This window comes from Parageobacillus caldoxylosilyticus (assembly GCF_019272935.1).
GTDB lineage: Bacteria > Bacillota > Bacilli > Bacillales > Anoxybacillaceae > Saccharococcus > Saccharococcus caldoxylosilyticus.
Genome location: NZ_CP040553.1, coordinates 909,241 through 934,888, shown reverse-complemented (window position 1 = coordinate 934,888; position 25,648 = coordinate 909,241). Strand labels below are relative to the sequence as shown.

The 25,648-nt window shown below is 44.7% G+C and carries 38 protein-coding genes, 1 tRNA gene and 1 riboswitch; of the genes, 28 read left to right on the top strand and 11 right to left on the bottom strand.

Translation table 11 applies throughout. The annotated features are described in order from the left end of the window. The first annotated feature begins 49 nt into the window (after positions 1 to 49). Together BV455_RS04805 and pepF are read left to right on the top strand one after the other, a co-directional pair. Complete coding sequence (locus BV455_RS04805) at positions 50 to 1,291, top strand: competence protein CoiA (RefSeq protein WP_218687785.1); 1,242 nt, start codon at positions 50 to 52, stop codon at positions 1,289 to 1,291. Between the two features lie 80 nt (positions 1,292 to 1,371). Continuing rightward, the gene (gene pepF / locus BV455_RS04800) at positions 1,372 to 3,186 is read left to right on the top strand and encodes an oligoendopeptidase F (protein WP_017436308.1); all 1,815 of its coding nucleotides are present in this window, start codon (positions 1,372 to 1,374) and stop codon (positions 3,184 to 3,186) included. Positions 3,187 to 3,208: 22 nt separating this feature from the next. On the opposite strand, the gene BV455_RS04795 is transcribed toward pepF, so the two are convergent. From BV455_RS04795 to BV455_RS04775, 5 genes are all read right to left on the bottom strand, one after another. Further along, entirely contained in the window at positions 3,209 to 3,406 is a 198-nt protein-coding gene (locus BV455_RS04795; protein ID WP_017436307.1) for a hypothetical protein, read from the bottom strand. A 317-nt stretch (positions 3,407 to 3,723) separates the two neighbouring features. Next, positions 3,724 to 4,617, bottom strand: a complete 894-nt coding sequence (spxH, locus tag BV455_RS04790; protein ID WP_017436306.1) for a ClpXP adapter protein SpxH — start codon at positions 4,615 to 4,617, stop codon at positions 3,724 to 3,726. Then, a complete protein-coding gene (locus BV455_RS04785) occupies positions 4,610 to 5,023 on the bottom strand; it encodes a globin domain-containing protein (protein WP_017436305.1) in 414 nt (137 codons plus the stop codon). Before BV455_RS04785 ends, spxH begins: the two co-directional genes overlap by 8 nt. Positions 5,024 to 5,163: 140 nt before the next feature. Further along, positions 5,164 to 5,748, bottom strand: coding sequence for a lytic transglycosylase domain-containing protein (locus tag BV455_RS04780; protein WP_042411083.1), 585 nt, complete (start codon positions 5,746 to 5,748; stop codon positions 5,164 to 5,166). Between the two features lie 2 nt (positions 5,749 to 5,750). Then, positions 5,751 to 6,338, bottom strand: a complete 588-nt coding sequence (locus BV455_RS04775) for a CYTH domain-containing protein (RefSeq protein WP_042411085.1) — start codon at positions 6,336 to 6,338, stop codon at positions 5,751 to 5,753. A 130-nt stretch (positions 6,339 to 6,468) separates the two neighbouring features. Between BV455_RS04775 and BV455_RS04770 the strand changes: the two genes are divergently transcribed. Genes BV455_RS04770 through BV455_RS04755 form a run of 4 tightly spaced genes read left to right on the top strand, consistent with a single transcriptional unit; the run spans position 6,469 to position 9,239 of the window. Then, positions 6,469 to 6,843: a UPF0738 family protein gene (locus BV455_RS04770; protein ID WP_017436302.1), complete on the top strand. Its 375-nt coding sequence runs from the start codon at positions 6,469 to 6,471 to the stop codon at positions 6,841 to 6,843. Between the two features lie 17 nt (positions 6,844 to 6,860). After that, positions 6,861 to 7,499 carry a GTP diphosphokinase gene (locus BV455_RS04765; RefSeq protein ID WP_017436301.1) on the top strand — a complete coding sequence of 213 codons (639 nt, stop codon included), beginning with the start codon at positions 6,861 to 6,863 and terminating at the stop codon, positions 7,497 to 7,499. Further along, complete coding sequence (locus BV455_RS04760; RefSeq protein WP_017436300.1) at positions 7,496 to 8,311, top strand: NAD kinase; 816 nt, start codon at positions 7,496 to 7,498, stop codon at positions 8,309 to 8,311. The genes BV455_RS04765 and BV455_RS04760 overlap by 4 nt, the downstream gene beginning before the upstream one ends. 31 nt (positions 8,312 to 8,342) lie before the next feature. Then, complete coding sequence (locus BV455_RS04755; RefSeq protein ID WP_017436299.1) at positions 8,343 to 9,239, top strand: RluA family pseudouridine synthase; 897 nt, start codon at positions 8,343 to 8,345, stop codon at positions 9,237 to 9,239. A gap of 17 nt (positions 9,240 to 9,256) precedes the next feature. Here the strand turns inward: BV455_RS04755 and prpE are convergent, their stop codons facing one another. Both prpE and BV455_RS04745 read right to left on the bottom strand, forming a co-directional pair. Next, on the bottom strand, positions 9,257 to 9,994 hold the full coding sequence (prpE, locus tag BV455_RS04750; RefSeq protein WP_017436298.1) for a bis(5'-nucleosyl)-tetraphosphatase PrpE: 738 nt from the start codon (positions 9,992 to 9,994) through the stop codon (positions 9,257 to 9,259). Positions 9,995 to 10,056: 62 nt separating this feature from the next. Further along, positions 10,057 to 11,229 (bottom strand): FtsW/RodA/SpoVE family cell cycle protein, encoded by a 1,173-nt coding sequence (locus tag BV455_RS04745; RefSeq protein ID WP_017436297.1) that lies wholly within the window; start codon positions 11,227 to 11,229, stop codon positions 10,057 to 10,059. Between the two features lie 172 nt (positions 11,230 to 11,401). On the opposite strand from BV455_RS04745, the gene fabI reads away from it, so the two are divergent. From fabI to BV455_RS04680, 14 genes are all read left to right on the top strand, one after another. Continuing rightward, on the top strand, positions 11,402 to 12,178 hold the full coding sequence (gene fabI / locus BV455_RS04740; protein ID WP_017436296.1) for an enoyl-ACP reductase FabI: 777 nt from the start codon (positions 11,402 to 11,404) through the stop codon (positions 12,176 to 12,178). 164 nt (positions 12,179 to 12,342) lie between these two features. Further along, a complete protein-coding gene (locus BV455_RS04735; protein ID WP_017436295.1) occupies positions 12,343 to 12,768 on the top strand; it encodes a hypothetical protein in 426 nt (141 codons plus the stop codon). Continuing rightward, positions 12,755 to 13,102 carry a DUF1360 domain-containing protein gene (locus tag BV455_RS04730; RefSeq protein WP_042411087.1) on the top strand — a complete coding sequence of 116 codons (348 nt, stop codon included), beginning with the start codon at positions 12,755 to 12,757 and terminating at the stop codon, positions 13,100 to 13,102. Before BV455_RS04735 ends, BV455_RS04730 begins: the two co-directional genes overlap by 14 nt. A gap of 261 nt (positions 13,103 to 13,363) precedes the next feature. Further along, entirely contained in the window at positions 13,364 to 13,489 is a 126-nt protein-coding gene (locus BV455_RS20650; RefSeq protein WP_255212293.1) for a hypothetical protein, read from the top strand. An 81-nt stretch (positions 13,490 to 13,570) separates the two neighbouring features. Beyond that, positions 13,571 to 13,789: a hypothetical protein gene (locus BV455_RS04725; protein WP_017436292.1), complete on the top strand. Its 219-nt coding sequence runs from the start codon at positions 13,571 to 13,573 to the stop codon at positions 13,787 to 13,789. Positions 13,790 to 13,819: 30 nt separating this feature from the next. After that, positions 13,820 to 14,020, top strand: coding sequence for a holin (locus BV455_RS04720; protein ID WP_042411091.1), 201 nt, complete (start codon positions 13,820 to 13,822; stop codon positions 14,018 to 14,020). 129 nt (positions 14,021 to 14,149) lie between these two features. Next, a complete protein-coding gene (locus tag BV455_RS04715; protein ID WP_042411093.1) occupies positions 14,150 to 14,356 on the top strand; it encodes a DUF1657 domain-containing protein in 207 nt (68 codons plus the stop codon). A 90-nt stretch (positions 14,357 to 14,446) separates the two neighbouring features. Then, positions 14,447 to 14,923 carry a YhcN/YlaJ family sporulation lipoprotein gene (locus tag BV455_RS04710; protein WP_042411095.1) on the top strand — a complete coding sequence of 159 codons (477 nt, stop codon included), beginning with the start codon at positions 14,447 to 14,449 and terminating at the stop codon, positions 14,921 to 14,923. Between the two features lie 11 nt (positions 14,924 to 14,934). Next, positions 14,935 to 15,414: a stage V sporulation protein AC gene (gene spoVAC, locus BV455_RS04705; RefSeq protein WP_017436290.1), complete on the top strand. Its 480-nt coding sequence runs from the start codon at positions 14,935 to 14,937 to the stop codon at positions 15,412 to 15,414. After that, positions 15,414 to 16,427: a stage V sporulation protein AD gene (gene spoVAD / locus BV455_RS04700; RefSeq protein WP_017436289.1), complete on the top strand. Its 1,014-nt coding sequence runs from the start codon at positions 15,414 to 15,416 to the stop codon at positions 16,425 to 16,427. The genes spoVAC and spoVAD overlap by 1 nt, the downstream gene beginning before the upstream one ends. 1 nt (position 16,428) lies before the next feature. Then, positions 16,429 to 16,785, top strand: a complete 357-nt coding sequence (spoVAE, locus tag BV455_RS04695; protein ID WP_017436288.1) for a stage V sporulation protein AE — start codon at positions 16,429 to 16,431, stop codon at positions 16,783 to 16,785. Between the two features lie 11 nt (positions 16,786 to 16,796). After that, positions 16,797 to 17,003 (top strand): DUF1657 domain-containing protein, encoded by a 207-nt coding sequence (locus tag BV455_RS04690; protein WP_017436287.1) that lies wholly within the window; start codon positions 16,797 to 16,799, stop codon positions 17,001 to 17,003. A gap of 12 nt (positions 17,004 to 17,015) precedes the next feature. Next, on the top strand, positions 17,016 to 17,876 hold the full coding sequence (locus tag BV455_RS04685) for a DUF421 domain-containing protein (RefSeq protein ID WP_017436286.1): 861 nt from the start codon (positions 17,016 to 17,018) through the stop codon (positions 17,874 to 17,876). A 10-nt stretch (positions 17,877 to 17,886) separates the two neighbouring features. Then, positions 17,887 to 18,060, top strand: a complete 174-nt coding sequence (locus BV455_RS04680; protein WP_157787204.1) for a hypothetical protein — start codon at positions 17,887 to 17,889, stop codon at positions 18,058 to 18,060. A 168-nt stretch (positions 18,061 to 18,228) separates the two neighbouring features. Here the strand turns inward: BV455_RS04680 and BV455_RS04675 are convergent, their stop codons facing one another. Further along, entirely contained in the window at positions 18,229 to 18,549 is a 321-nt protein-coding gene (locus BV455_RS04675) for a thioredoxin family protein (RefSeq protein WP_017436284.1), read from the bottom strand. 132 nt (positions 18,550 to 18,681) lie between these two features. On the opposite strand from BV455_RS04675, the gene BV455_RS04670 reads away from it, so the two are divergent. From BV455_RS04670 to BV455_RS04655, 4 genes are all read left to right on the top strand, one after another. Further along, positions 18,682 to 18,918, top strand: coding sequence for a hypothetical protein (locus BV455_RS04670; RefSeq protein WP_017436283.1), 237 nt, complete (start codon positions 18,682 to 18,684; stop codon positions 18,916 to 18,918). 166 nt (positions 18,919 to 19,084) lie between these two features. Then, positions 19,085 to 19,144, top strand: coding sequence for a YjcZ family sporulation protein (locus tag BV455_RS20895; protein ID WP_409993895.1), 60 nt, complete (start codon positions 19,085 to 19,087; stop codon positions 19,142 to 19,144). 119 nt (positions 19,145 to 19,263) lie between these two features. After that, positions 19,264 to 19,521 (top strand): sporulation-specific transcription regulator SpoVIF, encoded by a 258-nt coding sequence (locus tag BV455_RS04660; RefSeq protein WP_017436281.1) that lies wholly within the window; start codon positions 19,264 to 19,266, stop codon positions 19,519 to 19,521. Between the two features lie 144 nt (positions 19,522 to 19,665). Then, positions 19,666 to 19,938: a hypothetical protein gene (locus tag BV455_RS04655; RefSeq protein ID WP_017436279.1), complete on the top strand. Its 273-nt coding sequence runs from the start codon at positions 19,666 to 19,668 to the stop codon at positions 19,936 to 19,938. Positions 19,939 to 19,965: 27 nt separating this feature from the next. Here the strand turns inward: BV455_RS04655 and BV455_RS04650 are convergent, their stop codons facing one another. The 3 genes from BV455_RS04650 to BV455_RS04640 all read right to left on the bottom strand — a co-directional run bounded on the left by BV455_RS04650 (position 19,966) and on the right by BV455_RS04640 (position 21,713). Continuing rightward, complete coding sequence (locus BV455_RS04650; RefSeq protein WP_042411098.1) at positions 19,966 to 20,397, bottom strand: GNAT family N-acetyltransferase; 432 nt, start codon at positions 20,395 to 20,397, stop codon at positions 19,966 to 19,968. A 1-nt stretch (position 20,398) separates the two neighbouring features. Continuing rightward, positions 20,399 to 20,920 (bottom strand): YjcG family protein, encoded by a 522-nt coding sequence (locus BV455_RS04645; RefSeq protein ID WP_042411099.1) that lies wholly within the window; start codon positions 20,918 to 20,920, stop codon positions 20,399 to 20,401. A 64-nt stretch (positions 20,921 to 20,984) separates the two neighbouring features. Continuing rightward, positions 20,985 to 21,713, bottom strand: coding sequence for an alpha/beta hydrolase (locus BV455_RS04640; RefSeq protein WP_017436276.1), 729 nt, complete (start codon positions 21,711 to 21,713; stop codon positions 20,985 to 20,987). A 329-nt stretch (positions 21,714 to 22,042) separates the two neighbouring features. Further along, a riboswitch (SAM riboswitch) is annotated at positions 22,043 to 22,155 on the top strand. Positions 22,156 to 22,231: 76 nt separating this feature from the next. Between BV455_RS04640 and BV455_RS04635 the strand changes: the two genes are divergently transcribed. The 4 genes from BV455_RS04635 to BV455_RS04620 all read left to right on the top strand — a co-directional run bounded on the left by BV455_RS04635 (position 22,232) and on the right by BV455_RS04620 (position 25,642). Further along, positions 22,232 to 23,335 carry a methionine biosynthesis PLP-dependent protein gene (locus BV455_RS04635; protein WP_017436275.1) on the top strand — a complete coding sequence of 368 codons (1,104 nt, stop codon included), beginning with the start codon at positions 22,232 to 22,234 and terminating at the stop codon, positions 23,333 to 23,335. Positions 23,336 to 23,341: 6 nt separating this feature from the next. After that, entirely contained in the window at positions 23,342 to 24,523 is a 1,182-nt protein-coding gene (gene metC, locus BV455_RS04630) for a cystathionine beta-lyase (RefSeq protein ID WP_017436274.1), read from the top strand. 155 nt (positions 24,524 to 24,678) lie between these two features. Next, positions 24,679 to 24,751: transfer RNA gene (locus BV455_RS04625), tRNA-Val, on the top strand. A gap of 435 nt (positions 24,752 to 25,186) precedes the next feature. Continuing rightward, a complete protein-coding gene (locus BV455_RS04620; RefSeq protein ID WP_026078556.1) occupies positions 25,187 to 25,642 on the top strand; it encodes an OsmC family protein in 456 nt (151 codons plus the stop codon). Positions 25,643 to 25,648 lie beyond the last annotated feature (6 nt).

Here is a 25,648-nt window from a genome sequence, read left to right as displayed (position 1 = left end):
TTTGTCGAAATATTCACCATATCCCATAATGCGAAAGGATGTGCCCGCTTTGCTGATTGCCATGCTGCAAAATGGGGAAATGGTTTCATTAGCAGGAAGATGGGCAAAAGAAAGACTGATTCAGTTAAAGAAAAGAGAAACGTTCTTTTGCCCCGCGTGCCGGCAGGAAGTGGTATTAAAGCTCGGCAATCACCGTATTCCGCATTTTGCCCATAAAAAAGGCACCGCTTGTCCGTACGAACATGAACCAGAGTCCGCCCGCCATGTAACCGGAAAATTAGATTTATTTGCCTGGATTAAGCGACAGGGCATACCGGTCAAATTGGAGCCATATTTGCCATCGACGCAGCAGCGGCCGGATATTTTGGTTCAGTATCACCATCATATTTATGCCTTGGAATATCAATGTTCTACGATTAGTGAACCGCTGTTTCAAAAACGCAACCACGCTTATCGCCTGGCAGGAATTCGTCCAATTTGGATCCTCGGCGCCCACCATTTGCGCTACCAGTCCAACATGCCCCGCTATGTTTCCATCTCCCGCTTTCAATGGATGTTTGCTCATCATTTTCCGTTTATTCCCCGCCCGCTTCTTTTTTACTACTGTCCGCATACCAAACGGCTTACCCGCCTCGTTCGCCTTATTCCGCTATCCGTTCGCCATGCATTTGCCATTCCGCTCGTTTTCCCGTTACATTCGCTTTCGTTCTCCGATTTGCTTTTTTCTTCTGCGGATTTGCTGCCACCGTCATTTTGGGACGAGTGGCTCCATCATAAAAAGCAATGGCGGCTTACGTTTACTTTATATCCAAATAAAACAACAAGGTTGATTTGTGCCGATTTTTACCGTTTTGGCATCATTCCTTCCCTTTTTCCCACCGAAGCAGGCTGGCCGCTTCACCATGGCTATTTGTTGGAAACACCGCCGTTTATTTGGCAAACGTACGTGCTGATTCCATTGCTGCGATCGGAAGGGCGGACTGTCACGCTCCACTCCATTTATCGCTTTATCGAGGAAAAAATAAGGACAGGGCGGGTTGCACTCCGCGTGCTGCCGCTTGCCACAGGACAGCGCTATACACAGGCGGTTTATGAGTATTTGCAATTGCTTGCGGGGCTGGGCTATATCCAGTGGAAAAACCGCCATGCGATCCGTTTCGTAAAACCGCTTACGTTTCCGACAACCATCGATGAAGTGATAAAGCAAGACAAGCAGATGGCCGAACAAATAAAAATGATGTCGTCGCTTCGCGATTATGTATGGAAGCTGGAACTGAAGCACTGGTCGTAAACATTTATTTTTGAAAACAGGAAATGATAGTAAAAAGCGAATATGATGTATGATATAATTTTCCAAAGGAGGTTGACAAAATGGAAGCGAAACAAACGAAAAAATCGCTGCCGTCACGCAGCGAAATTCCTGTTGAGGAAACGTGGCGTTTAGAGGATATTTTCCCGACGGACGAAGCGTGGGAGCAAGAATTTCAAGAAGTGAAAAAAATGATTCCGAAATTAGCGGAGTATCAAGGCCGATTAGGAGAATCGGCGGATGTGCTGTACGAAGCGCTCCAATACCAGGACGAAGTGTCCATGCGCCTTGGCAAGCTGTATACATATGCACATATGCGCTACGACCAAGATACAACAAACGCTTTTTACCAAGGTCTTAACGATCGAGCAACAAGCTTGTACAGCGAAGCGTCGAGCGCAATGGCGTTTATCGTTCCGGAAATTTTATCGATCGATGAGGCAAAATTGCGTTCGTTTTTAGAAGAGAAACAAGAATTGAAACTGTATGAACATGCGTTAGACGAAATTAACCGCCAGCGTCCGCACGTGCTGTCGGCAGAGGAAGAGGCGCTGCTTGCCCAAGCGGCAGAGGTGATGCAATCGTCTTCGTCTACTTTTAGCATGCTGAATAATGCCGATTTAACGTTCCCGACGATTATTGACGAAAATGGCGAAGAAGTGGAAGTGACGCACGGCCGCTTTATCCGCTTTTTAGAAAGCACAGACCGACGCGTGCGCCGTGATGCGTTTAAAGCCGTGTACGATACGTATGAAAAATATAAAAATACGTTTGCCAGCACGTTAAGCGGAGCGGTGAAAAAAGATAACTTCTTTGCGCGCGTCCGCCGCTACAAATCGGCACGGGAAGCGGCATTAAGCAGCAACAATATTCCGGAAAGTGTCTACGATAATTTGATTGAAACGGTCCATGAGCATCTGCCGCTGTTGCACCGCTATATCCGCCTGCGCAAAAAAGTGCTTGGACTTGATGAGCTTCATATGTATGATCTATACACGCCGCTTGTTCAAGACGTGAAAATGGAAGTCACGTATGAAGAAGCGAAAGAGTACATGTTAAAAGGACTTGCTCCGCTCGGTGAAGAATATATTAGCATCGTCAAAGAAGGTCTTGAAAATCGCTGGGTCGATGTGCGCGAAAATAAAGGAAAACGGAGCGGCGCCTATTCGTCAGGGGCATATGGCACCCATCCGTATATTTTGCTAAACTGGCAGGATAACGTGAATAATTTATTTACGTTAGTTCACGAATTTGGCCACTCTGTGCATAGTTATTACACACGCAAAACGCAGCCGTATCCATATGGAGATTATTCCATTTTTGTCGCTGAGGTCGCGTCGACATGCAATGAAGCGCTGTTAAGTGATTATTTATTAAAAACGATCGACGATGAGAAAAAACGATTATATTTGCTTAACCATTATTTAGAGGGGTTCCGCGGAACGGTTTTTCGGCAAACGATGTTTGCTGAGTTTGAACATATGATCCATATGAAAGCGCAGGAAGGAGAGGCGCTGACTGCTGATTCATTGACTTCTCTCTATTATGAATTAAATAAAAAATATTTTGGCGATGACATTGTCGTTGATCAGGAAATTGGCTTAGAGTGGGCGCGCATTCCGCATTTTTATTACAATTATTATGTGTATCAATATGCCACGGGTTTCAGCGCCGCGACGGCATTAAGCAAACAAATACTTGAAGAAGGAGAGCCGGCGGTGAAGCGCTATATTGAATTTTTGAAGGCGGGAAGCTCCGATTATCCGATTGAAGTGTTGAAAAAAGCCGGGGTAGATATGACGAGCACGGAACCGATTCGTCAAGCATGCCAAGTGTTTGCGGAGAAACTGGAGGAAATGGAAAAGCTGTTATCATAACTGGTTTAAGACGAATGTGGCGTCAATGCCACATTCGTTTTTGATAAAATCCTCTAAATTGGTTGCGGCTGTTCCAAGTGGAGATAAAGCCGAAAATCGTCAAAAATAAAAGCGGCATTGTAATAAGCATAGGAATAAGATGCATGAGGCCAAACAAATTTAGGCAAAATGCCGTCAGCATGGCGATCCCCCAGAGAAATAGTGCCATTCGTTTTTTCATGCTTTTCCTCCCCCTTAGTGGATTTTTACTTTTATTATATGAATGGCGCAAAGAAATACATGCGCTTTTCCACATTTATGACAATAATGTGAACAAAAGCACAAAGTGGTTGTCAAACCTTGCTGCGATTTGTTAAGATAATATCGTGAATGAAATCACAAAACTTAATACCCCTTTGTTTGACCGTGAAAAATTTCTCCCATCCCCTTTGTTGTCTTGACAATAAACGACAAAATGGGTTTCAGATGAATATATCTGAAACCCATTTTGTCAACAGTCTGAAAGCCCGGCTGAATGCCGGGCTTTTTCTTTGTTTTTTATTTTTTTTCGGAAATATAGCGCCAAAATGTCCCATGTTTGACCGGTACTTTTTTAACTTTTTGTTTCAGCTGCAGCTTTTTCATTTCTGTTTCGGCCTCATGGACAGTCATATTGTAAACAACGGCAATCTCTTTCGTGGCGACGAATTTGAAATGGCTTAAAAATGACTCGAGTGGGGGAGGAGGGGATGGTTCTGGCTGGAAGCCAAGCATTTCATAAATAAGTTCAACGTAAATTTCATAAGGATAACATCCGGAAATTTTAATGCCTTCATCCTCAATGTTTTCGTTAAAAAAGACGAGCGTTGGAATTTCATGGACATCCATCTCTGACGTAATTTTTAAGTCGCACTGAAACGCTTTTGCTGCGCTTGGCGAATGTAAATCGCGAATGAATTCATCGACATCCAGTCCAGCGTGTGCAGCGCAATCGATTAATACAGAGATGTCAGATACATTTTGTTTTTCCAAAAATAATAATTCCTGCAATTTGCGCAAAAAACGGATTCCTGCGCGTTTCCCCTGCAATTCTGCCGCTTTGATAGCGATCGATGGGGCAAACGGGCTAGAAATCGGATTTTCCAGCCATAGGCTTCCATCACATGACATTCCTGAACGGCTCGCCGTCCGCTCCCACACTTTGGCGATTGTTTCCGGCTTTTGGTGCTTCCGAGTATTGAGCGTCGACAATTTTCCGCCTAGGACATGTTTCAATGTAAAAAAGCGTCCGTATTCAATTACCAGCTTTTTAATAATTGGTTCAAGCCCCCAGCATTCTGGACATAAAGGATCAATGAACAAATAAATCTCTAACGGTTTTTTCTCGTTGCAGCGCGGCTGGGAAGCAGACCACCACTCCGGTGCTGGCTTCCCAGCTAACTTGTCATTCAAGGGAATGCTCCTTTCTTTCCAAATTGTCTGGGGTATTAATCATATGGTGGGCCGTTAGCACGAGACGATGATAAAATTGCTCGCGCGCAGGTCCAGACAGGCCGGCTTCATCCATCGCCGCACGCATGCAGGAAAGCCATGCCTCAGCCCGGGTCGGCGTAATTTCAAACCGCAAATGGCGCGCCCGCAGCATTGGATGCCCATGCTCCTGCGTGTAAAGGGGCGGCCCGCCTAAATATTGCGTTAAAAATTGCTTCTGCTTTCGTGCTGTTTCCGTTAAATCATCCGGGAAAATGGGGCTTAAATCTGGATGTTTGGCAACGCGTTTATAAAAAGCTTCCACAAGCCTTGCAACCGTTTCTTCCCCACCGATCGCCTCGTAAAGTGTTTGCCATTGTTCAGCCATCGTGAATGCTCCTTTGTGCGTAAAATATGGTGTACAATGATTTTACTGCTATTTTAGCAATGAAGCGTATTTATCTCAAATAAAGTGACTTGAAGAACAAGAAGCAATTGCTTCAAAAAATGGATTCAATTGTGAACGCGTTACGAGTAGTATGTGTCAAGGATTTTCTTTACATATGCTTTTGTTTCGGCAAACGGTGGAATTCCTTTGTAGCGGTCGACGTTCCCCGGACCGGCGTTGTATGCGGCAAGGGCAAGCGCGACATTGCCATTATAGCGGTCTAATAGCTTGCGCAAATATTTTGTGCCACCTTCAATGTTTTGCGCCGGATCGAATGGATTATCGACCCCAAGCATCTTTGCGGTGCTTGGCATCAGTTGCATAAGGCCAAGGGCGCCTGCATGGCTGCGTGCGTTTGGGTTAAAATTCGATTCGTGGCGAATAACGGCGCGAATCAGCTGCGCGTCTACACCATATTTTTTGGCAGCTTGGGCGATCAGTGTATCGATATCGGTATGTTTAAAGCTGGATGCCGCTTCATGGCTGGCTGGCGCAGCCGTGCCTTGATTTTCAGCGGCTTGCGGCATCGGCTGCTTTGCTATGTATTGCTGCAACAGCTGCGTAAACGACCATGGCTGATTTTGTTCCCATGAGGTTGGGCGTTGGGCGGAGAAATTTTGCAACGCCTGAAGCTCTAATAGTAATTTTATGGTAGGAACGGTCATCGCTACTCCTCCATTTGATATTTTTTTGCATAGAAGCGCTGAATTTTATTTGGCGCTGGCCGGATCGGAATATGCAGCGAACAAAGCAACTGTAAAAATTGCTGTTTTCCGTTTTCTACATCTTCCGTTTCGTATTCCAACTCGTAATCCTCTGTACCTAGGTAATAATTACGGTCAAGAAACAGCGTTCCACCTTTGTACGTCCATTGAGCGCGATCGGTCGTTAACGTGCCAAAATGATGGAGCGCTGCGGGCGGCACGCCGATTTCCTGAAGAATGGCCGCTACCTTCCCTTGAACAACGGCCGTGCCGTTTAAAAGGGCGCCCGCCTCCTCTTTTGTAAGGCGCTGATGTGTCTCGAGCAGCACTCCTTCTGCCTTCGTCTGCTTTAATGTTAATGTGTAAATGCCGTTTTTGACACGGATGCGCAAGGCTGCCTGTTTTTCCTTTAATGCGAATTGCGGTGTATCCAAATAATGATTTTCTTGACGTTCAAAAGCGTGGTCATTAATGTGAAACACTTCACGGATTTGTGTGAATTCCATTTTTGTCAGTAAATTTTTAAATTCGATTTCGATTTCTTGACGCATCGTTTCTCTCCTCTATCCATCCGTTTCAGTTTTATTATCGGATGTTTATCATTGAATATCAATTATTTATTGCGCATAGGGTGATTATGGTAAAATAAAAGAGGATTGTTGATGTGGAAGGAGATTTGGCATGCGCAAAAAATTAGTGATCGAAAAAGTGGAAAGAAAAGACAGACGATTATATCTCATTAATGATCATCCTCCATTTTCGCTTGAAGAAGCGAGGCCAAAAGGTCATATGCTTGTGGATTCCGACCATCTTTCGTTTATTTATATATTGGAAACGGACGAAGATTTTATTTACGTCGCGATTCCATATGAGTTTTGGAACGATGTGAAACAAGCATTGGCAGAAGAGGCTGCCGTTGTACTAAAAAGCGGAGAGCTGGAGCTTGAATTAACAAGCTTTAAGGAAGAGTTAACTTATTTGATCGAAAATATTGACGGCAATGCCAATTATGGCGAACAAATGGAGCAGGCCGTAAAAGAAATTTTTCTTACATAACATTGGCAGGTGGTACGATGGTCAAACATTGGGATTTATTTTTGGCACCGTATAAGCAGGCAGTTGAAGAGCTAAAGGTAAAGCTCAAAGGGATGCGCGCCCAGTTTGAAATGTTGGGGGTGCATTCGCCGATCGAATTTGTCACTGGAAGAGTGAAGCCAGTCGCCAGCATTTTGGATAAGGCGCAAAAGAAAAACATTCCGCTTGATAAACTGGAAGAACAAATGCAAGATATTGCCGGGCTGCGGATGATGTGCCAATTTGTCGATGACATTAAGACAGTAGTAGAGCTGCTGCGGAAACGAAACGACTTTGAAATCGTTGAGGAGCGGGATTACGTTACACAGAAGAAGGAAAGCGGCTATCGTTCCTATCATGTCGTCATCCGCTATCCAGTGCAGACGATACATGGAGAGAAGAAAATTTTAGCTGAAATTCAAATCCGCACTCTTGCCATGAACTTTTGGGCGACGATTGAGCATTCGTTAAATTATAAATATAGCGGCCGTTTTCCTGAAGATATTAAAGCAAGACTGCAGCGCGCCGCTGAAGCAGCCTATCGTTTAGATGAAGAAATGTCGAAAATTCGTTTTGAAATTCAAGAAGCGCAAGCCGCTTTTTCACGAAAACAGGAAACAAAAGGGGAACAATTATGAGAGGAACACAAGCGCCGCTGAAATTTGCAATCACCTCCAAAGGGGATGAAACATCCAACACGCTGACGCAAAAAATCAAAACGTATCTATTGGATTTTGATTTACAGTACGATGAGGATACTCCCGATCTTGTCATTTCCGTGGGCGGTGACGGGACACTATTGTATGCGTTCCATCGCTATTGCCGTCGCTTGGATAAAACGGCATTTGTTGGCGTACATACCGGACATTTAGGCTTTTACGCCGACTGGGTGCCGGAGGAAATTGAAAAGCTTGTCATCGCTATTGCGAAAACACCGTATCAGGTTGTCGAATACCCATTGCTGGAAGTAATTATCCGCTACATAAACGGGGGACGGGAGGCAAAATATCTTGCCTTAAATGAATGCACGGTAAAGAGCGTCAGCGGTACGCTTGTCATTGATGTAGAAATCCGCGGCGATCTATTTGAAACGTTTCGCGGCGACGGGTTATGCATCTCTACGCCAACGGGAAGCACGGCCTATAACAAGGCATTGGGCGGCGCGATTTTGCATCCGTCGCTTGAAGCAATTCAAGTTACCGAGATGGCGTCGATTAACAACCGGGTATTCCGAACGATCGGGTCGCCGCTTGTTCTCCCTGCCCATCATACATGTATGTTAAAGCCGGTAAACGATGTCGATTTTCAAATTACGATTGACCATCTATCGCTTTTGCATAAAGATGTGAAATCGATTCAATGCCGCGTCGCAGACGAAAAAATCCGGTTTGCCCGTTTCCGGCCGTTTCCGTTTTGGAAGCGGGTGCGCGATTCCTTTATTGCCGATTGACAAATAAACACATAAAGGCAGGTAGACAGTGTTGTCGCAGTTTACGCTCACTTGGGTTATTACGAAACAAGAGGAAGGCAAGCTTATTCGCGAGTTTTTAAAAGAAAATGGCATTTCGAAAACGGCGTTGACCGATATTAAATTTCATGGCGGAGCTATTTATGTCAATGATCAGCCGGTGACGGTCCGCCACCGCCTTGGCGAAGGGGAGAGGCTGCGGGTCGTATTTCCTCCGGAGCTTCCAAGCGAAGGAATGGCACCGGAGGCGATTCCGTTGGATATCGTATATGAGGATGAGTATGTATTGGTGATCAACAAGCCGCCATGGATGGCGACGATTCCATCGCGCCAGCACCCTGGAGGGACCCTGGCGAACGCCTTGCTTTATCATTATCAAAAGCAGCAGCTAGCGTCAACGATTCACGTTGTCACGAGGCTCGACCGTGACACTTCCGGGCTTGTGCTGGTCGCCAAGCACCGTCATCTTCATCATCTTTTGTCCACTTTGCAAAAACAAGGCAAAGTAACGAGGCGTTATGAAGCGATTTGTCACGGACGTGTCGGCAAGGACGAAGGGACCATTGATGCGCCCATCGCCCGCAAAAACGACAGCATTATTGCGCGAGAGGTTCGCGAAGACGGCCAGCGAGCCGTTACTCACTTTCGCGTGTTGCAACGGTTTCATGACTATACACACTTATCACTGCGGTTAGAGACAGGCCGCACTCACCAAATTCGCGTTCATTTGGCCCATATTGGGCATCCGCTCGTTGGGGATGAATTGTATGGCGGAAGCCGGGAAGCGATTAGCCGCCAGGCGCTGCACAGCAAAGAGCTTTCGTTTTTTCATCCGTTGAAGCAACAGCAATATACGTTTTCCTGTCCGCTTCCTGATGATATGAAGCGGCTGATCGAGCGGATCCGATAATAGGGGCAGGGATGGTGCTAATCAAACGTTCTGAATTTTTCCGGAACATATGGTAAAGAAGATGGAACCGAGACCGTTTCCATTTCCGGATAGCGAAAAGCAGTCAGAGCGCCGCCAAATACGCAGCCGGTGTCGATGTTGATCGTATGATTGATGATTCTAGGCTGTTTGACGGGAGTATGGCCGTATACAATCCATGCTTCTCCTTTGTAATGTTTTGCCCAGTCTCGTCTCACGGGCGTTCCATCCGGATTCGTTTCCCCCGTAATATCGCCATAAAGCACGAACGTTTGCACTTTTTTGTCGGTTCGCCCAATGTAGTCTTGGCGGATTCCGGCATGGGCGATAATCAGGCGACCGTTGTCGAGCTGGGCATACAGCGGCGCCGTTTCATACAGCTTCATAAATTTTTTGCGAATCATCACCTGCTCGCTCGGCGGCAACGAGCGATACTCCGCTACCGTTGTTTCAAGACCGTGTGCAATTTGCACGTTTCTTCCTAAAAAAAAGCGGTATAGTTTATTGCAGTGATTGCCGGGAACGTAATATGCCAGATTTTCCCTGACAAGAGAATAGACGGTTTCGATCGTTTGCAATGATTGCGGACCGCGGTCGGTTAAATCTCCGACAAAGCCGAGCTTTCGTCCATCGGGATGAATGGGAATGCCGCTGTTCCATTGATAGCCAAGCTGTTCCGTAAGCTTGACAAACTCGTTGTAACATCCATGAACATCGCCAATAATATCGATTTGCATGAGGTTGTTCTCCTTTCTCATATGACTAGTATAAAATAAAAAGCCGCTGATCATGCGGCTTTTTACTCTTCAGTGGAAAACATAAATTTTTTCGTGCGCGAATGAACATTGAGCACAAGACCAATTGCCAGCATGTAAGTGGCGAGCGAACTTCCCCCGTAACTAATAAATGGAAGAGGCAGACCGGTGATTGGCAAAAGACCGATCGTCATGCCGACGTTTTGAAAGACTTGGAAGGTAATCATGCCGATAACGCCGGCGCATAGGTAGCTTCCATATAAGTCGTTGCTTTCTAACGCAATATGAACCATGCGGTAAACAAGCAGGAAAAAGAGCGAAATGACGACGCTGGCGCCGATAAACCCGAACTGTTCGGCGATGATGCCGAAAATAAAGTCGGTATGTGCTTCCGGGAGGTATACTTGAATATTGCCAAATCCTTTTCCATACAATTCTCCTGATCCGATCGCAAGCAGGGAGCGAATAAGCTGGAATCCTTGTTCATTCGAATATTCGTACGGGGCAAGCCAACCGTAGAAGCGGTTTAGCTGGTAATCCTCTAAAATATATTTGTGGAAAAAATCAGGGAATTGAAAGAAAATAAACACAAGAATTGCCGCAGCCGCTATTCCGGAAAAGATGATGCCAAAAATAATGCGCCAGCGGATGCCGGAAACGAGCACAAGCGAACCGGTAATGGCGACAAACACCATCGACATTCCTAAGTCCGGCTGTTTCATCAGCAAGATGAGCGGCGGCAAAACAGTTAAGGCGATTTTGCCAAGCAGCCTAAAGTCATCTTTCACGGTCGGCTCTGGATATTTCTCGCGATGATTGATGATAACGCGGCCAAGGACGATAATCATAAAAATTTTCATCAGCTCGGACGGCTGAAAGTTTCCGCCTGGAAGAGCATACCAGCTTGTCGCCCCCTTAATCGTGACAGTGCCAGGGACGTTCAATTCTAACCCAAGCAACAGCAACATGCCAAATCCATATAAATACCAGGCGATTTGAAAAAAACGGTCATAGTCGATAATCATCGTTAAGGCGATCACAACGGCGCCAATTCCATACCATTGCAATTGCTTATAGGCGAAATTGACATGCTGCAATTTTTCCGGTAATGTAGCCTCTGCGCTATGAATTGCGATCGCGCTGACGATAGCCATTAAAAACAAAATAAACAACAAATTATAATCCAGCTTGGACTGTGATAAACGATCTCGTTCCATATGATGATCCTCTCCGTCATGATAAAAACGTGCCATATATCATATTAACGAATTACGATATTTTTGCAAAGGGGTTTGTCTCATTTACTTTCCTAGTAACTTATCATATAATAAAGTTAACACTAGGTACTAATAACAAATATTAATTGTAATGGATATAGGAGGATGACGAATGAATTTATCGTTAAAGGGACGTACATATGTCGTGATGGGAGTGGCGAATAAACGCAGCATCGCCTGGGGAATCGCAAGATCTTTGCATGCCGCGGGGGCGCGTCTCGTTTTTACGTATGCCGGAGAGCGTTTTGAAAAAGAGGTGCGCGCGCTTGTCGATACGCTTGAAGATGAAAGCTCCCTTCTGCTGCCTTGCGATGTGACAAAAGATGAGGAAATTGTTCAATGCTTTAAGCAAATTAAGGAACAAGTCGGTGTCATTCACGGTGTGGCCCATTGTATTGCCTATGCAAACAAAGAAGACTTAAATGGAGAGTATATGAAAGTGAGCCGCGAAGGCTTTTTGCTTGCCCATAATATTAGCGCTTATTCATTAACCGCGGTTGCCAGAGAAGCAAAAGAGCTGATGACGGAAGGTGGAAGCATTGTTACGCTGACATATCTTGGCGGCGAGCGCGTCGTCCAAAATTATAATATTATGGGAGTTGCAAAAGCGGCGCTCGATGCAAGCGTTAAATATTTAGCCAACGATTTAGGAAAATACGGCATCCGCGTCAATGCTATTTCTGCCGGACCGATTCGTACATTATCGGCAAAAGGGGTCAGCGATTTTAATTCGATTTTAAAACAAATCGAAGAACGCGCCCCGCTTCGCCGCACGACGACGCAAGAAGAAGTTGGCGATACGGCGCTGTTCTTATTTAGCGACCTGTCGCGCGGCATTACGGGCGAAATTATTCATGTTGATTCTGGATATCATATTTTAGGATATTAACATAAAAAGATTGCAGGCAGCCGCTATCTTTAACTGTTTGACTGTTTGAGCTGTTCCGATAGATAATGGAGCAGCTCAATTTTTTTGCCCAACTTCTTGGCAATATTCTCAAAATGAATCGCATACATATATAAGGCAACAGTCGAAAAAGGAGGGGGCTACCGATGAAACGGCGTGACATAGTGGAAAACGAACCGCTTCTTTATATTGTGCAGCCTAAATTGGAGCGTGCAATCGCTTATATGCAGCAGACGTTTAAAAGCAAAGCGACCATCGAGCAAAGCGAATGGGAGAACGACGAAATTGTGCAAGAAAACCAGACTCAGCAGCAGGAAAAGCAGTTTCAACAGATGTCATTGGAGGAACAATTATCGTTTTTGGCAAGCCTGACTGAACCCCACTCTCATATGAGATGCAAGCTTGTTAGCAAGGGTGGAGAAAAGGAAGGAATAATTCGCAAATATGATGGAACGGAAATCACCATCGATACGGTTTCGGGAACATTTGTCATTCCGAGAAAGGAGGTTGTTTCTGTTACGTTAATTGGGTTATCGGGGAAGGAGGAAGCAGAACAGCGTGACGGCGACTGAACTTTTTCTTTTTATTTTAGGAACGTTTCGCCTAACGAGATTGTTGATGTATGATGCGATTACATCTTTTTTGCGAAAGCCTTTCCATGAAATCACCGAAGAAACATTGCCTGACGGAACGGTACAGTCATTTTTGCATATTAAAGGAAGCGGATTGCGTCATTGGATTGGCGAGCTGTTAAGTTGCTATTGGTGCACAGGAATTTGGTGTGCGGCTATTCTTTATATCGGAGATATGCTTTACCCTGTATTATTTCAACCGCTGCTGATCATCTTGGCGATTGCCGGCGGTGCCTCGCTAGTCGAGTGGGCGATGGAAAAAGTGGATGCGTAAAAAGAGCGATTCCCGCTCTTTTTTGTTTGCTATAATTGTCCACGAATACAAGTAAAGCAAGAAGCGCTGCGACATCATTGAATAGTGACTGCTGCTTGTGGATCTGTCGGTTCTGCTTTTACATTGCGTGAATTTTTGGCAACTGTTTTTTGGCAAATGCTGATGATATCCGAAAAAGCAAAACGTGATGAAAAAAGAGAAACGCATTCTGTTTGTACCACATAAACTAATAATACATTACACAGCTTGGAGGTTATAGCGATGAAAAAACCAATTCCATCTTCTAAACAAATTAAGGCAAAAAGGGTGCTTTCTCCTAAAATGACGCCTGCGAAGCGGGCAGGAGGATGTGGCTGCGTCAGAACGATAAAAAGAAATAATGGATGAACTATGAAAAACGCCTATACCTCCATTGGCCCAGTTGCATAGTCTAACAATGCAACAAGTCGACAGGAAGGAGGAATAGGCGTGTCTGATCGTAAAAAATCTCGTGTTATTCGTGTCGATAAGTTAATTATTCACGCTGACGATGTGGTCATTGTTCCGCGCGGCCGCATTCGCGACCCATGGTTGTTTCCGCATCGCATCGATGTAGAAGCAATCGAAGATGTTCATGAAGAATCACCGCGTGAGGATCATGAACATGATGATCGTAAAGAGGAAAGAAGACCTTTTTCCTGGATTTAAGCATTAGTGAAAACGGATGGAGAAGCGTAAGTGGAACGCTTTAAAAACTATGGGTTCTGGCTTGCCATTGGTTCTTTTGCCATCTTGGCTTTGCAAACACTTGGCGTTGATACCGATTTAGGGAAATATGAGCGGCTATACAAAGCGTTTTTAAGCATTCTTGTCGTAGCAGGGGTTATCAATCCGTCCCTTGGCCGCGGCTACTCCGACAAGGTGAATAAAGGAAAATAGGTAAAACGCAGGCTGTCCAATCCAACGGACAGCCTGTTTTTGTAAAAAGTTACATTTATATTTTCCCGCTAAAAAGCCATTCTAACAATTGTAATCACCATTTTTGAACAAATCGGGAGGTAATCAAACATGACAGTTGCAACACAAGTACAACAAACATTGGCAGGTTTAAAAGCAGCACAAGCAAGCTTTGAAACATTCGCATTGCAGACAGAAAACCAAGCTGCAAAACAACTTTATCAACAAGCAGCACAACAAACACAAGCGATCGTTGATTTAGTCAACTCGCGCGTGCAAGAAATTCAAAACGAAGAGCCACAATATAAACAACAATAACGTAAGAAGAGCAAGTGTTGGAGTCATGGATGGGAAAAGGTTGGTCACCGGCCAACCTTTTTGAAAATAAATACATAAAGGAATGGGTTGATGAACATGAGAAAGTGGTTGCTCATAGCGCTGGCCATCGTCATGGTGATGGGCGGCTGCGCCAAAGAAAAAGGAGTAAAACAACAATCCATGCAAGGAACGAATCTAATTCGCACAAATACGGATGGAACAGCAAAACGAGCCAGTATAGATCAGCGGCCGGCAGAACGGGCAGTGGCATATGTGCGTTCACGGGATGATATCAAAGATGCCGTTGCGGTCAATACAAGGAAGAAACTGCTCGTTGCTTATCAAATCAAGCACATGGATCGCTTTTACCGCAAACAAATTGAAAAAGAAATACACGATCATCTAAAACGCTTATTTCCAGATTATCAAATTATTTCATCTAGTGATCTGAAAATATTTTGGAAAACAAAGGAGTTAGTGGATAATCTGGAAAATAAAAAATGGGATGAAACAAAAACGAACAAGCAAATTCAAAAAATTAAGCGGTTAAGCGAAGATTCCGCATAAGGGGTGGCACCATGGCAAACGAAAAACGAAAAAAACTTACTCCTGTACAACAAGAATACCATTTATTTGAAAAAGCGCGGGAAACGAAACGTCCCGTCGTAAAAAACTGCTTTCGCGCCTTTCTTGTTGGCGGGTTCATTTGTATGGTTGGACAAGCGATTTCATACTTTTATATGTATTTTTTCGATTTTACCGAACAAACGGTGGGAAACCCGACGGTAGCAACGATGGTATTTATTTCGATGATTTTAACCGGATTTGGGGTATATGACCGCATTGCCCAATTTGCTGGGGCAGGCAGCGCCGTTCCAGTTACCGGTTTTGGGAATGCAGTGATTTCAGCAGCGATTGAGCACCGGACAGAAGGATTTGTGCTTGGGGTCGGCTCCAACATGTTCAAACTTGCCGGTTCGGTAATTTTATTCGGCACGTTTGCCGCTTTTGTCGTTGCCTTAGTCAAAACAATCGCCACACAGTGGGGTGGTTTATAATGTTAAAAGGGCATCGGACATGGGTATTTGACAACAAACCGGTCATCATCTCGACGGCAACGGTCGGCGGACCGTTTGAGGCAAACGGCCGCATCGCCGACGATTTCGACCTGCTGCATGAAGATTTATGGCTCGGTGAAGATTCTTATGAAAAGGCCCACAAAGTACTGTTGGAAGAAGCGATGTTTAAAGCGATGGAAAAGGCCGGAATAGAAAAAGAAAAAGTGCAATTTTTGATCGCCGGAGATCTTATTAATCAGATGACTCCAACCAGTTTTGCGGCAAGAACGATTGGTGCTCCCTACCTCGGCGTGTTTGGCGCCTGTTCTACTTCGATGGAAGGACTGGCATTAAGCGCTTTTATTACGAATTACGGCGGGGCAGACTATATACTGACAGGAGCGGCAAGCCATAACACGGCGGTGGAAAAGCAATTCCGCTACCCGACGGAATATGGGGGACAAAAGCCGCCGACAGCTCAATGGACCGTAACAGGAGCAGGGGTCGCGCTCGTTAGCCCGAAAGGAGACGGGCCGCGCATCACCGCAGCAACGATCGGCCGCGTCGTTGACATGGGTCTGAGTGACCCATTTAATATGGGAGGAGCCATGGCGCCGGCGGCAGTGGATACGATCGAGGCGCATTTGCGCGATATGCAAGTCGATGCTTCTTACTACGATCTTATTGTCACAGGCGATTTAGGGAAAATTGGTCGCAACGTGTCGCTCGATTTGCTTCGCCAGCATGGAGTGAAGATAGAAGAAGAACGTTATCAGGACTGCGGTTTGATTATTTACCGCGAAGGACAGCCCGTGCTAGCGGGAGCAAGCGGTGCGGGGTGTTCTGCGGTGGTTGTATACGGGCATTTATTAAATCGCATGAAACGCGGGGAATTTAAACGCATTCTCGCGGTTGCCACCGGCGCGCTGTTATCGCCGCTGTCGTTCCAGCAAAACGAAACGATCCCGTGCATTGCCCACGCGGTGGCAATTGAGTATGGAGGTGAAGCGTAAGATGCTGGCGACGTTTTTTTGGGCGTTTGTTGTTGGCGGGCTTATATGTGTCATTGGCCAAATTTTAATGGATGTATTTAAATTAACGCCTGCGCATACGCTGACCATATTGGTGGTCGCTGGCGCTATTTTGGATGGGTTCGGTTTGTACGAACCGCTTATTGATTTTGCCGGCGCCGGCGCAACGATCCCGATCACCAGTTTCGGAAACTCCCTTGTCCATGGGGCGCTGCAAGAAGCAGATAGGCACGGGATTATCGGGGTGTTGACGGGAATGTTTGAAGTGACGAGCGCCGGCATTTCCGCAGCCATTGTTTTCGGCTTTATCGGCGCGCTATTATTCCGCCCGAAAGGATAGGAGGGAGAACGATGACTGTTGCTTCGCAAGTAAAGCAAAGTTTAGCAAGCTTAAAAAGCATTCATGCCGGATTGCAGGAACTCGCCCTCGTTTCGCAGGATGAAGAAGCGCAGCGAACATTTCATGAAGCGATGATGATGACGGAAGAAATCATTGCCGATATTAAAAATCGCATCGGCAAAATGGAGCGAGAGGAGCCACAATATCATGGAAAGTAAGGAGCATGATCGATGCCTGTATGGTTAGAAGTAGCAATTCGTTCGATTTCCATCATCATTGGCTTGTTTATCATTACGCGAATACTGGGAAAAAAACCATTATCTAAGCTTTCATTTTTTGAGTATATCATCGGCATTACTGTCGGTGATATCGCTGGAACATTGTCAATGGATTTAGGTATTAGCTTGGAGGAAGGCATTACCAGCATTTTGATTTGGTCGTTGTTTCCCGTGCTCACTTCTCGCATTTCACTACGAAATAAAAAATTTCGTAATTTTGTGGAAGGGAATTCCACTATTTTTATCAAAAATGGAAAAATATTAGAGGAAAATTTAAAGCGCGAAAAGTATACAGTAGATGAACTTCTTGAACAACTTCGCAAAAAAGATGTATTTCGCGTGGCCGACGTCGAATTTGCCGTTTTGGAGCCAAACGGCGATTTAAACATACTGTTGAAACGGGAAAAACAGCCGCTAACGGTCGGCGATGTATTTCCAAACCCGCCATCGGAAAAAGAGCCGCAAACGGTCATTATGGACGGCATGATTTTAGATGAGCCGCTGGCGACGATGGGGCTGAGCCGCGGCTGGCTCAAGCAGCAGCTAGACAAGCAAGGGGTTGCCATCGAAAACGTATTTCTCGCGCAAGTGGATTCTTACGGACAGCTGACATTGGATTTGTATGATGACAAAATCCAAATTTCTGAGCCGCAAGAGAAAAAACTGCTGCTGGCAGCGATCAAAAAAGTGCAAGCGGACTTTGAATTATTCGCTTTGCAGACAGAGTCAAAAGAAGCAAAAGAGCTCTATCAAACAAATGCTGAAAAAATGCAAACGTTATTGCAAAAAGTGGAGCCATTTTTAAGAAACTAAAGGAGGCATCATGATGGAACAAAAACGAACTCGAACAACCGATGAAGAAATTACAATCGAATTGAAAAAAAGCGACCGCGGGCAAAGAGCAAATACGACGGATGAAGAAATATCGATCGAATTTATGCACAGTGGGAACAATGTGACGCACCAGCCAAAAGATTATGAAGAGATTGAGTATTAACAGGCGTATTAGGAAGTATAATGATTTTTTCGTATGGTGGTACGGCCATCGGCCGTTTGAAAACATTCCTGTTCTTTGATAAAACGAAATTTAATGATAGAGCTTTTTATGGAAAAAGCCGCTGCGGAATATTCATCCGACAAGCGGCTTTTTTTGCTTGTAGAAATTTTATACGGTTAATGACTGCAAAAACGCTTTTACTTCTTCCGGTGTTTTCGCATTGGCGCTATGGAGATGGGCCATTTTTTCTCCATTTCGGAAGATGAGTAAACTTGGGATGCCCATAACTTGGTATTTTTCAGCAAGCTCTGGAAAATTGTCGCGATTGATTTCAAACCAATCGTATTGCGAATATTCCTTCACAATGTCATCGATAAACATATTCAATCTCATGCAGTCTGGGCACCACGTTGTATAAAATTTGACAACCACCGGTTTATCGCTGGAGATAATTTGTTGGAATTGCTCGGCCGTTTGTATTTCTTTCAATGCTCTTTCCTCCTCGAACAAAATGATGTCGTTTATACTTTATCATATTTTGTCCGAAAGAAAGAATTGAAACGCCTTGGCACATCAATGTATATGCTGCATACACAAATGGTAAGGAAGGAGGGAGAAGGAGTGAGTAAAGAATTGGAAAAGGCGCTTGAAACATGGGCCAATTCGCGAAAAGAAGGGCATGAGCAGTTTATTCAGCTATTTGAACAGTGGGGAAAAAATTTCGATAAGCAAATCCAGGAAATCGAAAAGTTAAACAATCAATTTTTAAAGGATGTGCAAGGAAATTTGGATTATATCAACAAGTGGTTTGCCAAAAAAGAAAATGAATTTGCCAAGTTATTCCGCATATTTGGGTAACATATTTCCACATGTGCCTATACCGGTTGCAAGTACGATGAATAGGATGAAGTAACAAAGCGTAAGGAGGTGCACCACTATGGGCTTTGGATGCTGCGGTTTTGGAGGTTACGGTTACGGAGGTTACGGCTACGGAGGCTACGGCTTTGGCGGCGGCAGTAGCTTTGTGTTGATTGTTGTATTGTTCATTTTGTTAATTATTGTCGGTACTTCAATTATCGGCTAATGTCATGTAACGGGTACGGGCTGTTCTATTCGGCGGGCAGCTCGTACTTTTTCTTTCACATGTATGCACTTCTTTTTTTTCATTTCATACCATATAGGAGGAAAAGGAGGAGTTGGTAAATGGATAATCAGTTTTTTAAAAATATTGAAAAGAAAACAGGCGTAAACATAAAAGACATATTGGAATTGGCAAACTCCTTACAACATGCCAACTTTAAAGATGAAAAAACGGTACGTCATGTGATTCAGCGCGTCGCACAAATCGCGAACCGGAAAGTGCCGAAAGAATTGGAAGACCAAATTGTGAAAACGATCATTCAAAACGGAAAACAGCTTGACTTCAGCACGATCGCCAACATGCTGAACAACAAAAAATAGGCAAAAGGGAGCCTTCCAAATCGGAGCTCCCTTTTGCCATTTATCATTTATTTGTTTCAAGAAATGATGGCCGTCACTGAAAATGCCGATGAAGTTATTGGACAGAGAGGCCGTTTATATTGACAAAATAGCGTTGATTGAGCGATGATTATTCTCGCTAATCAACATGTTTGTCATTACAAAAAAAGACGTTATGACGGTTATATGGCCGAAGCGCAGATGCATGAAACGAGCTTAAAAAGTACGGAGCAAATTCATGAAATGGGCATCTATTGGGGAAGCGAATGGAATTGTATTTCCTCCTGGCTGCTATATCGTACGGCAATAACCGCTTATTTAACAAAGCTCGTCCAAGACGGGAAGACAGTGACCAACGTACGAAGCCATTCTTTATCGATTGCCGGGAAAATGAGGTGAGGGACCGTACCATCGTTTGATACGGTCTTAAAGCGATTTTACCATTGTTACATGGGGGATTCCAGCATCCATAAACACATCGGAAACAGTTTGATATCCAAGTTTTTGATAAAATGGCTCTGCATGTGTTTGCGCATTCAGCTTTACTTTTGGGACACCCTGTTTTTTCGCAAACTGCTCAATCGTTTCCATAATCAGTCTTCCTGCCCCGCGGCCGCGATACGATGGCAAAACACAAATTCGTTCGATCTTACCGAGACCGTTATCGATCATGCGAAATCTGCCAGCACCAACCGGTTTTTCTCCATCGTACAAAACAAAATGCATAGCTTCCTGCTCAAATTCATCGATTTCTTCCTCTTCTGGAACACGTTGCTCCTCAATAAACACGATTCGCCGAACAAGCAAGGCATCCTTATATAATGACGGATCGCTTTTTTTTCCAATCACTACGTTCATGTTACTCCTGTTCCTTTCCTCCAACAAGAAAAGTCTCGTATACTGTCCATGAGCCGTTTTCCAATTGATAGAGAAGGTGGAAGCGGTCAACCGTTTCCTCAAAATGAACCTTTTGCATTTGTAATTGTCCGTATACATCAGCATATTCAGCACTTGGCAAATCACGGCCGATGGTAATATGAGGAACAAATACGTATTCTGGTTTATCGGCAAAAATTCCGCTGTGAAGCCGTTCATAAAGGCGCTGCAGCGTTTCGTTCGGCTCCACTTTTAAATAAATAACATTGCTCGCTGGATAAAACGAGCTAAATTTTGTCACTTTTAACGGAATGAGATCTGTTTCAGCCGCAATTTTGCGCAATTCTTTCACCATTTCTTTAATTTGCTGGTCGTCAGCTTCAAAAGGTTCTTTTAAGGTTAAATGCGGCGGAATGAGGGCGTAATGGCTATCATAACGCTTTCTATAGGAATTGGCAAAATCCTGTATTCGCTTCGAAGGAAATAAAGCAATACCATATTTCATAAAAACCCCTCCTTATGATAAGTAGTACTTAATTATAACAAAATTCCGAAAAGTATGGTAGTGTTTACAACGAAAGGAGATGCGCAATTGCGCGCGGAACGTCAGGCTGCCAATATGTCCATGCATGACCGCCGTCAAATTCGTTGTACTCATACAAAAATCCTTTTTGGATAAACGCTTCACGTGCCTTTCGATTCGGAGTGATAAAATCACGCACGTTTCCGTCCGTCGTCTTTACTGCTGTTTCGTTTGTACCTACCGAGTGATAAATTTGCAATAATGGTGGTTCCGGAAAATGTAAAATTTTTTCGATGATCCCTTCATCGATATATGGCGACTGCATCGCAATTTTTCCAAATGTATGCGGATACAACAATCCAGCCATCAGCGAGACGGTGCCGCCAAGGGAATCACCGATGAGCGCGCGCCCTTTCCCGATTTGGTACGTAGGAAACGTTTGATCTAAAAACGGAACGAGCTCATGTGCTAAAAAACGCAAATAACGGCTGTTTTTCTTTCCGCTTGGATGATATTTCTCGTAGCGGTCTTTAACATCATGATACGGGATTCCGATGACAATGGTGCGATCAATCTTGCCGCTTTCCATCAGTTGTTCGATAACGCTTTTGATTTTCCCGTACATAAAATAATCTTTCCCATCCTGTGCGATAAGAAGAGAATACTTATGAAGCGGAGAAAACGTGCTTGGCAAATAAGCAAGCAGCGTTATTTCTTCTTCGAGCTCATTGCTGTAGATCGTATAATCATGCATCGTTCCTTTTGGTGTCGCCATGGTGCATCCTCCATAAAAACAACAATTCACCTGTTATTGTAACATATTTTTGCTAAAACATGTTAATAAACACCGTTGAACCGTGTAAGTTTTTGAAAAAATAAGTGCTTTTTTTGCTATTTTTGTCAAAAAACTGTTTCGATAAAATAAAAATAATGAAATATACTGGAATCGGTCCAAACATATGAAAACGGACAGCGCGAAAAACATGATAAGTTTTTCCGATGTTATATAAACAAATAACTCAATTTTAAAAAAATTACTTGCAAAATTATTATGAATGAGTTAAATTTTAAGATAATCAGAAAAATGAATATCGGCAAGATGCTTTCTTATCGAGAGAAGCGGAGGGAACTGGCCCTGTGAAGCTTCAGCAACCAGCCAAGTATTGGCCAGGTGCTAAATCCAGCGAATTGAATTTTTTCAATTCGGCAGATAAGAAGAAGCACTGACATACGTATGGAAAAGTCTTCTTCTTAGAAGACTTTTTTTATTTTATAAAAGAGGGAGAGAGAGAAGTGGAGAAACTGGAGACATTGTTAGCGCAAATCGGAAACCGCAGCGAAACAGTAACGGGGACGGTCAATCCGCCTGTCTACTTTTCGACGGCATACCGTCATGAAGGAATTGGACAGTCGACCGGGTTTGACTACATCCGTACCGGCAATCCGACGCGCAAAATCGTCGAAGAGGCGATCGCCAAGCTCGAGGGAGGCGATCAAGGCTATGCGTTCAGTTCGGGCATGGCAGCCATTCAGACAGTTCTTGCTTTATTTGAAAGCGGGGATGAATTTCTCGTTTCTGCCGATTTATATGGAGGTACATATCGCTTATTTGAACGTGGCTGGCGAAAATACGGATTGTCTTTTCATTATGTAGATTTTCGTGACATACGATTAGTAGAGAACATGATCACGGAAAAAACGAAGGCGATTTTTTTGGAAACGCCGACCAATCCGCTCATGCAGGAAGCGGACATTGCCGAAGTGGCAAAACTTGCGAAAAAACACGGACTGCTTCTCATTGTTGACAATACGTTTTACACGCCGGTTCTCCAGCGTCCGATCGAGCAAGGAGCCGATATCGTTATTCACAGTGCGACAAAATATTTAGGAGGACACAACGATGTGTTAGCCGGTCTCGTTGTTGCAAAGGGAGAGGAGCTTTGTCAACGGCTTGCGGAATATCATAACGCAATTGGCGCCGTGCTTTCTCCGTTTGATTCGTGGCTATTGATTCGCGGCATGAAAACGTTGGCGCTACGGATGCGCCAGCATGAAGAAAACGCGAAGCGCATCAGTGAGTTTTTAGCGTCTCACGAAGATATTACCGATGTATTATACCCAGGAAGAGGGGGAATGTTGTCGTTCCGCTTGCGCGAGGAAAAGTGGGTCAACCGCTTTTTACAAAGTTTACGCTTAATTACGTTCGCCGAAAGTTTAGGAGGTGTGGAAAGCTTTATTACATATCCGGCGACGCAAACGCATGCCGACATTCCGGAGGAAGTCCGCATTGCCAACGGCGTCTGTAACCGGCTGCTGCGCTTTTCCGTCGGCATCGAACATGCCGAAGATTTAATTGCCGACTTAGCGCAAGCGCTGAAAAATATGAAAGAGGTGTAAGAGGATATGGAACAACGTATTTCCTTTCAAACCAAACTGCTTCATAACAAATGGAAAATCGATCGGCAAACAGGGGCAGTAAGCGTGCCGATTCAGCATGCTTCAACGTTCCATCAATTCGATTTTGACACATTTGGCAAATATGATTACAGCCGCTCCGGAAACCCGACGCGCGAGGCGCTCGAAGAAACGATTGCCGAACTGGAAGGCGGCGTGCGCGGCTTCGCTTTTTCCTCAGGGATGGCGGCGATTTCGACTGCGTTTCTTCTCTTGTCCAAAGGCGACCATGTGCTCGTGACCGAAGATGTTTATGGCGGCACGTATCGCATGATCACCGAAGTATTAAACCGTTTTGGCATTGAATATACGTTTGTCGATATGACCGATTTGCATGAAGTGGCCACTCATATTCGTCCGAATACAAAAGTGATCTATGTCGAAACGCCGTCCAACCCGCTCTTAAAGGTAACCGATATTCAAGGAATTGTCAAACTGGCGAAAGCCAATGGCTGTTTAACGTTTTTAGACAATACGTTTATGACTCCCGCGCTCCAGCGCCCGCTCGACCTTGGCGTCGATGTCGTTCTTCATAGCGCGACAAAGTTTTTAGCAGGGCATAGCGATGTCGTGGCGGGGCTTGCGGTGGTGAAAGACGAGGAGTTGGCGAAACAGCTGTATAAATTGCAAAACGCGTTTGGCGCCGTGCTTGGGGTGCAAGATGCGTGGCTGGTGTTGCGGGGATTAAAGACGCTGCACGTCCGCCTCAAGCAGTCGTCCGAATCGGCGCTCGCCATCGCCCGCTATTTGTCCGGCCATCCGAAAGTGGAGGAAGTGTATTACCCAGGGCTCACGCACCACCCTGGCCATTCGATTCAACGCTATCAAGCATCGGGATTTGGCGCGGTATTATCGTTCCGTCTTGCCGATGAAGAAGCGGTCCGGACGTTTGTGAAACACGTTCGCCTCCCTGTATTTGCCGTCAGCCTAGGAGCGGTCGAATCAATTTTATCGTATCCAGCGAAAATGTCGCACGCCGCAATGCCGAAAGAGGAACGGGAGCGGCGCGGCATTACAGATGGCCTGCTGCGGCTTAGCGTCGGCCTGGAGGCGGTTGAAGATTTAATCGCCGATTTCGAGCAGGCGTTATCCTATGTCAAAGAAACATCGTCTGCCGTTTCCGCGCGTTGAAAGAAAAAGGTATGCGTCAAAAAACATGGGCGCATACCTTTTTTGAATGATGCTGTTTTCGTCCGTTTTCATCACCGCTAAAAAATTTTTAAAAAAGTATTTGACAAATCCGCTGCTCGTCCATATAATAAAAAATGTGTTCAACAGGACAGCATGATTCCGTAGCTCAGCTGGGAGAGCGCCACCTTGACAGGGTGGAGGTCGCTGGTTCGAGCCCAGTCGGAATCATCGTACGAATCCCTTGAGCCATAAGGCTCAAGGGATTTTTTATTTCTGTTGCCATTCATTATTCTTGAGGTTTTTGGTGACTTTGGTGTGATTTTTAGAGTGATTGATTTAAAACTTTATTCATCTTCAAACCATTGCTCAAATTTTTCGGCTGCTGTCTCTTGTATGTTTGGAAGCAAATGAGAGTAAGTATCCATTGGTCGGAGGAATCCTATGTGTTGCTGTTGGGTGATATAGAATGATTAATCCATTTCTTTAAGGATTTAGTCCTTTATCTCCATGGAAGAGGGAACATTATTAGATTTTGTTCGTTACCAAAACGAGGTGTTTATTGTAAAATAAAATATGGTGTTCCGTCATGAAAAAGCAGACGATGGATTGTCATGTGACGTTTTCGGATAAAATGGATGATTTTTCGCGGAGCGGGGGAGTGTAATGGAACAACATCATTTTCATTTAAAAGCGGAATGGGCTGGTGGAAGAAATGGCAACGGCTTTATTGACGCTGGTCAGTTGAAGACGAAAGTATCCGTTCCATCGGAAATGGATGGTCCGGGAATTGGAACAAACCCAGATGAAATGTTGTTAGGTGCAGCAGCAACATGTTATTTAATCACGCTTGCGGCGATGTTAGAACGTTCTTCCATTCCGGTCGATGAGCTCACAATGGAATCGGAAGGAATTGTGGAGGTAGAGCGGGGTGTGGTCACGTACAAAACGATCATTCATCGCCCTGCGATTACATTGTCTGCTGGAGCGACGGACAAAGATGTCCAAAAAGCAGCGCTTCTTACGGAAAAAGCAGAAAAAAGCTGCATGATATCAAGAGCGATAAAAGGAAATGTCGAGGTGAAATTAGAAGCGGATATACGTATTTCACCAAATGAATGAACAGAA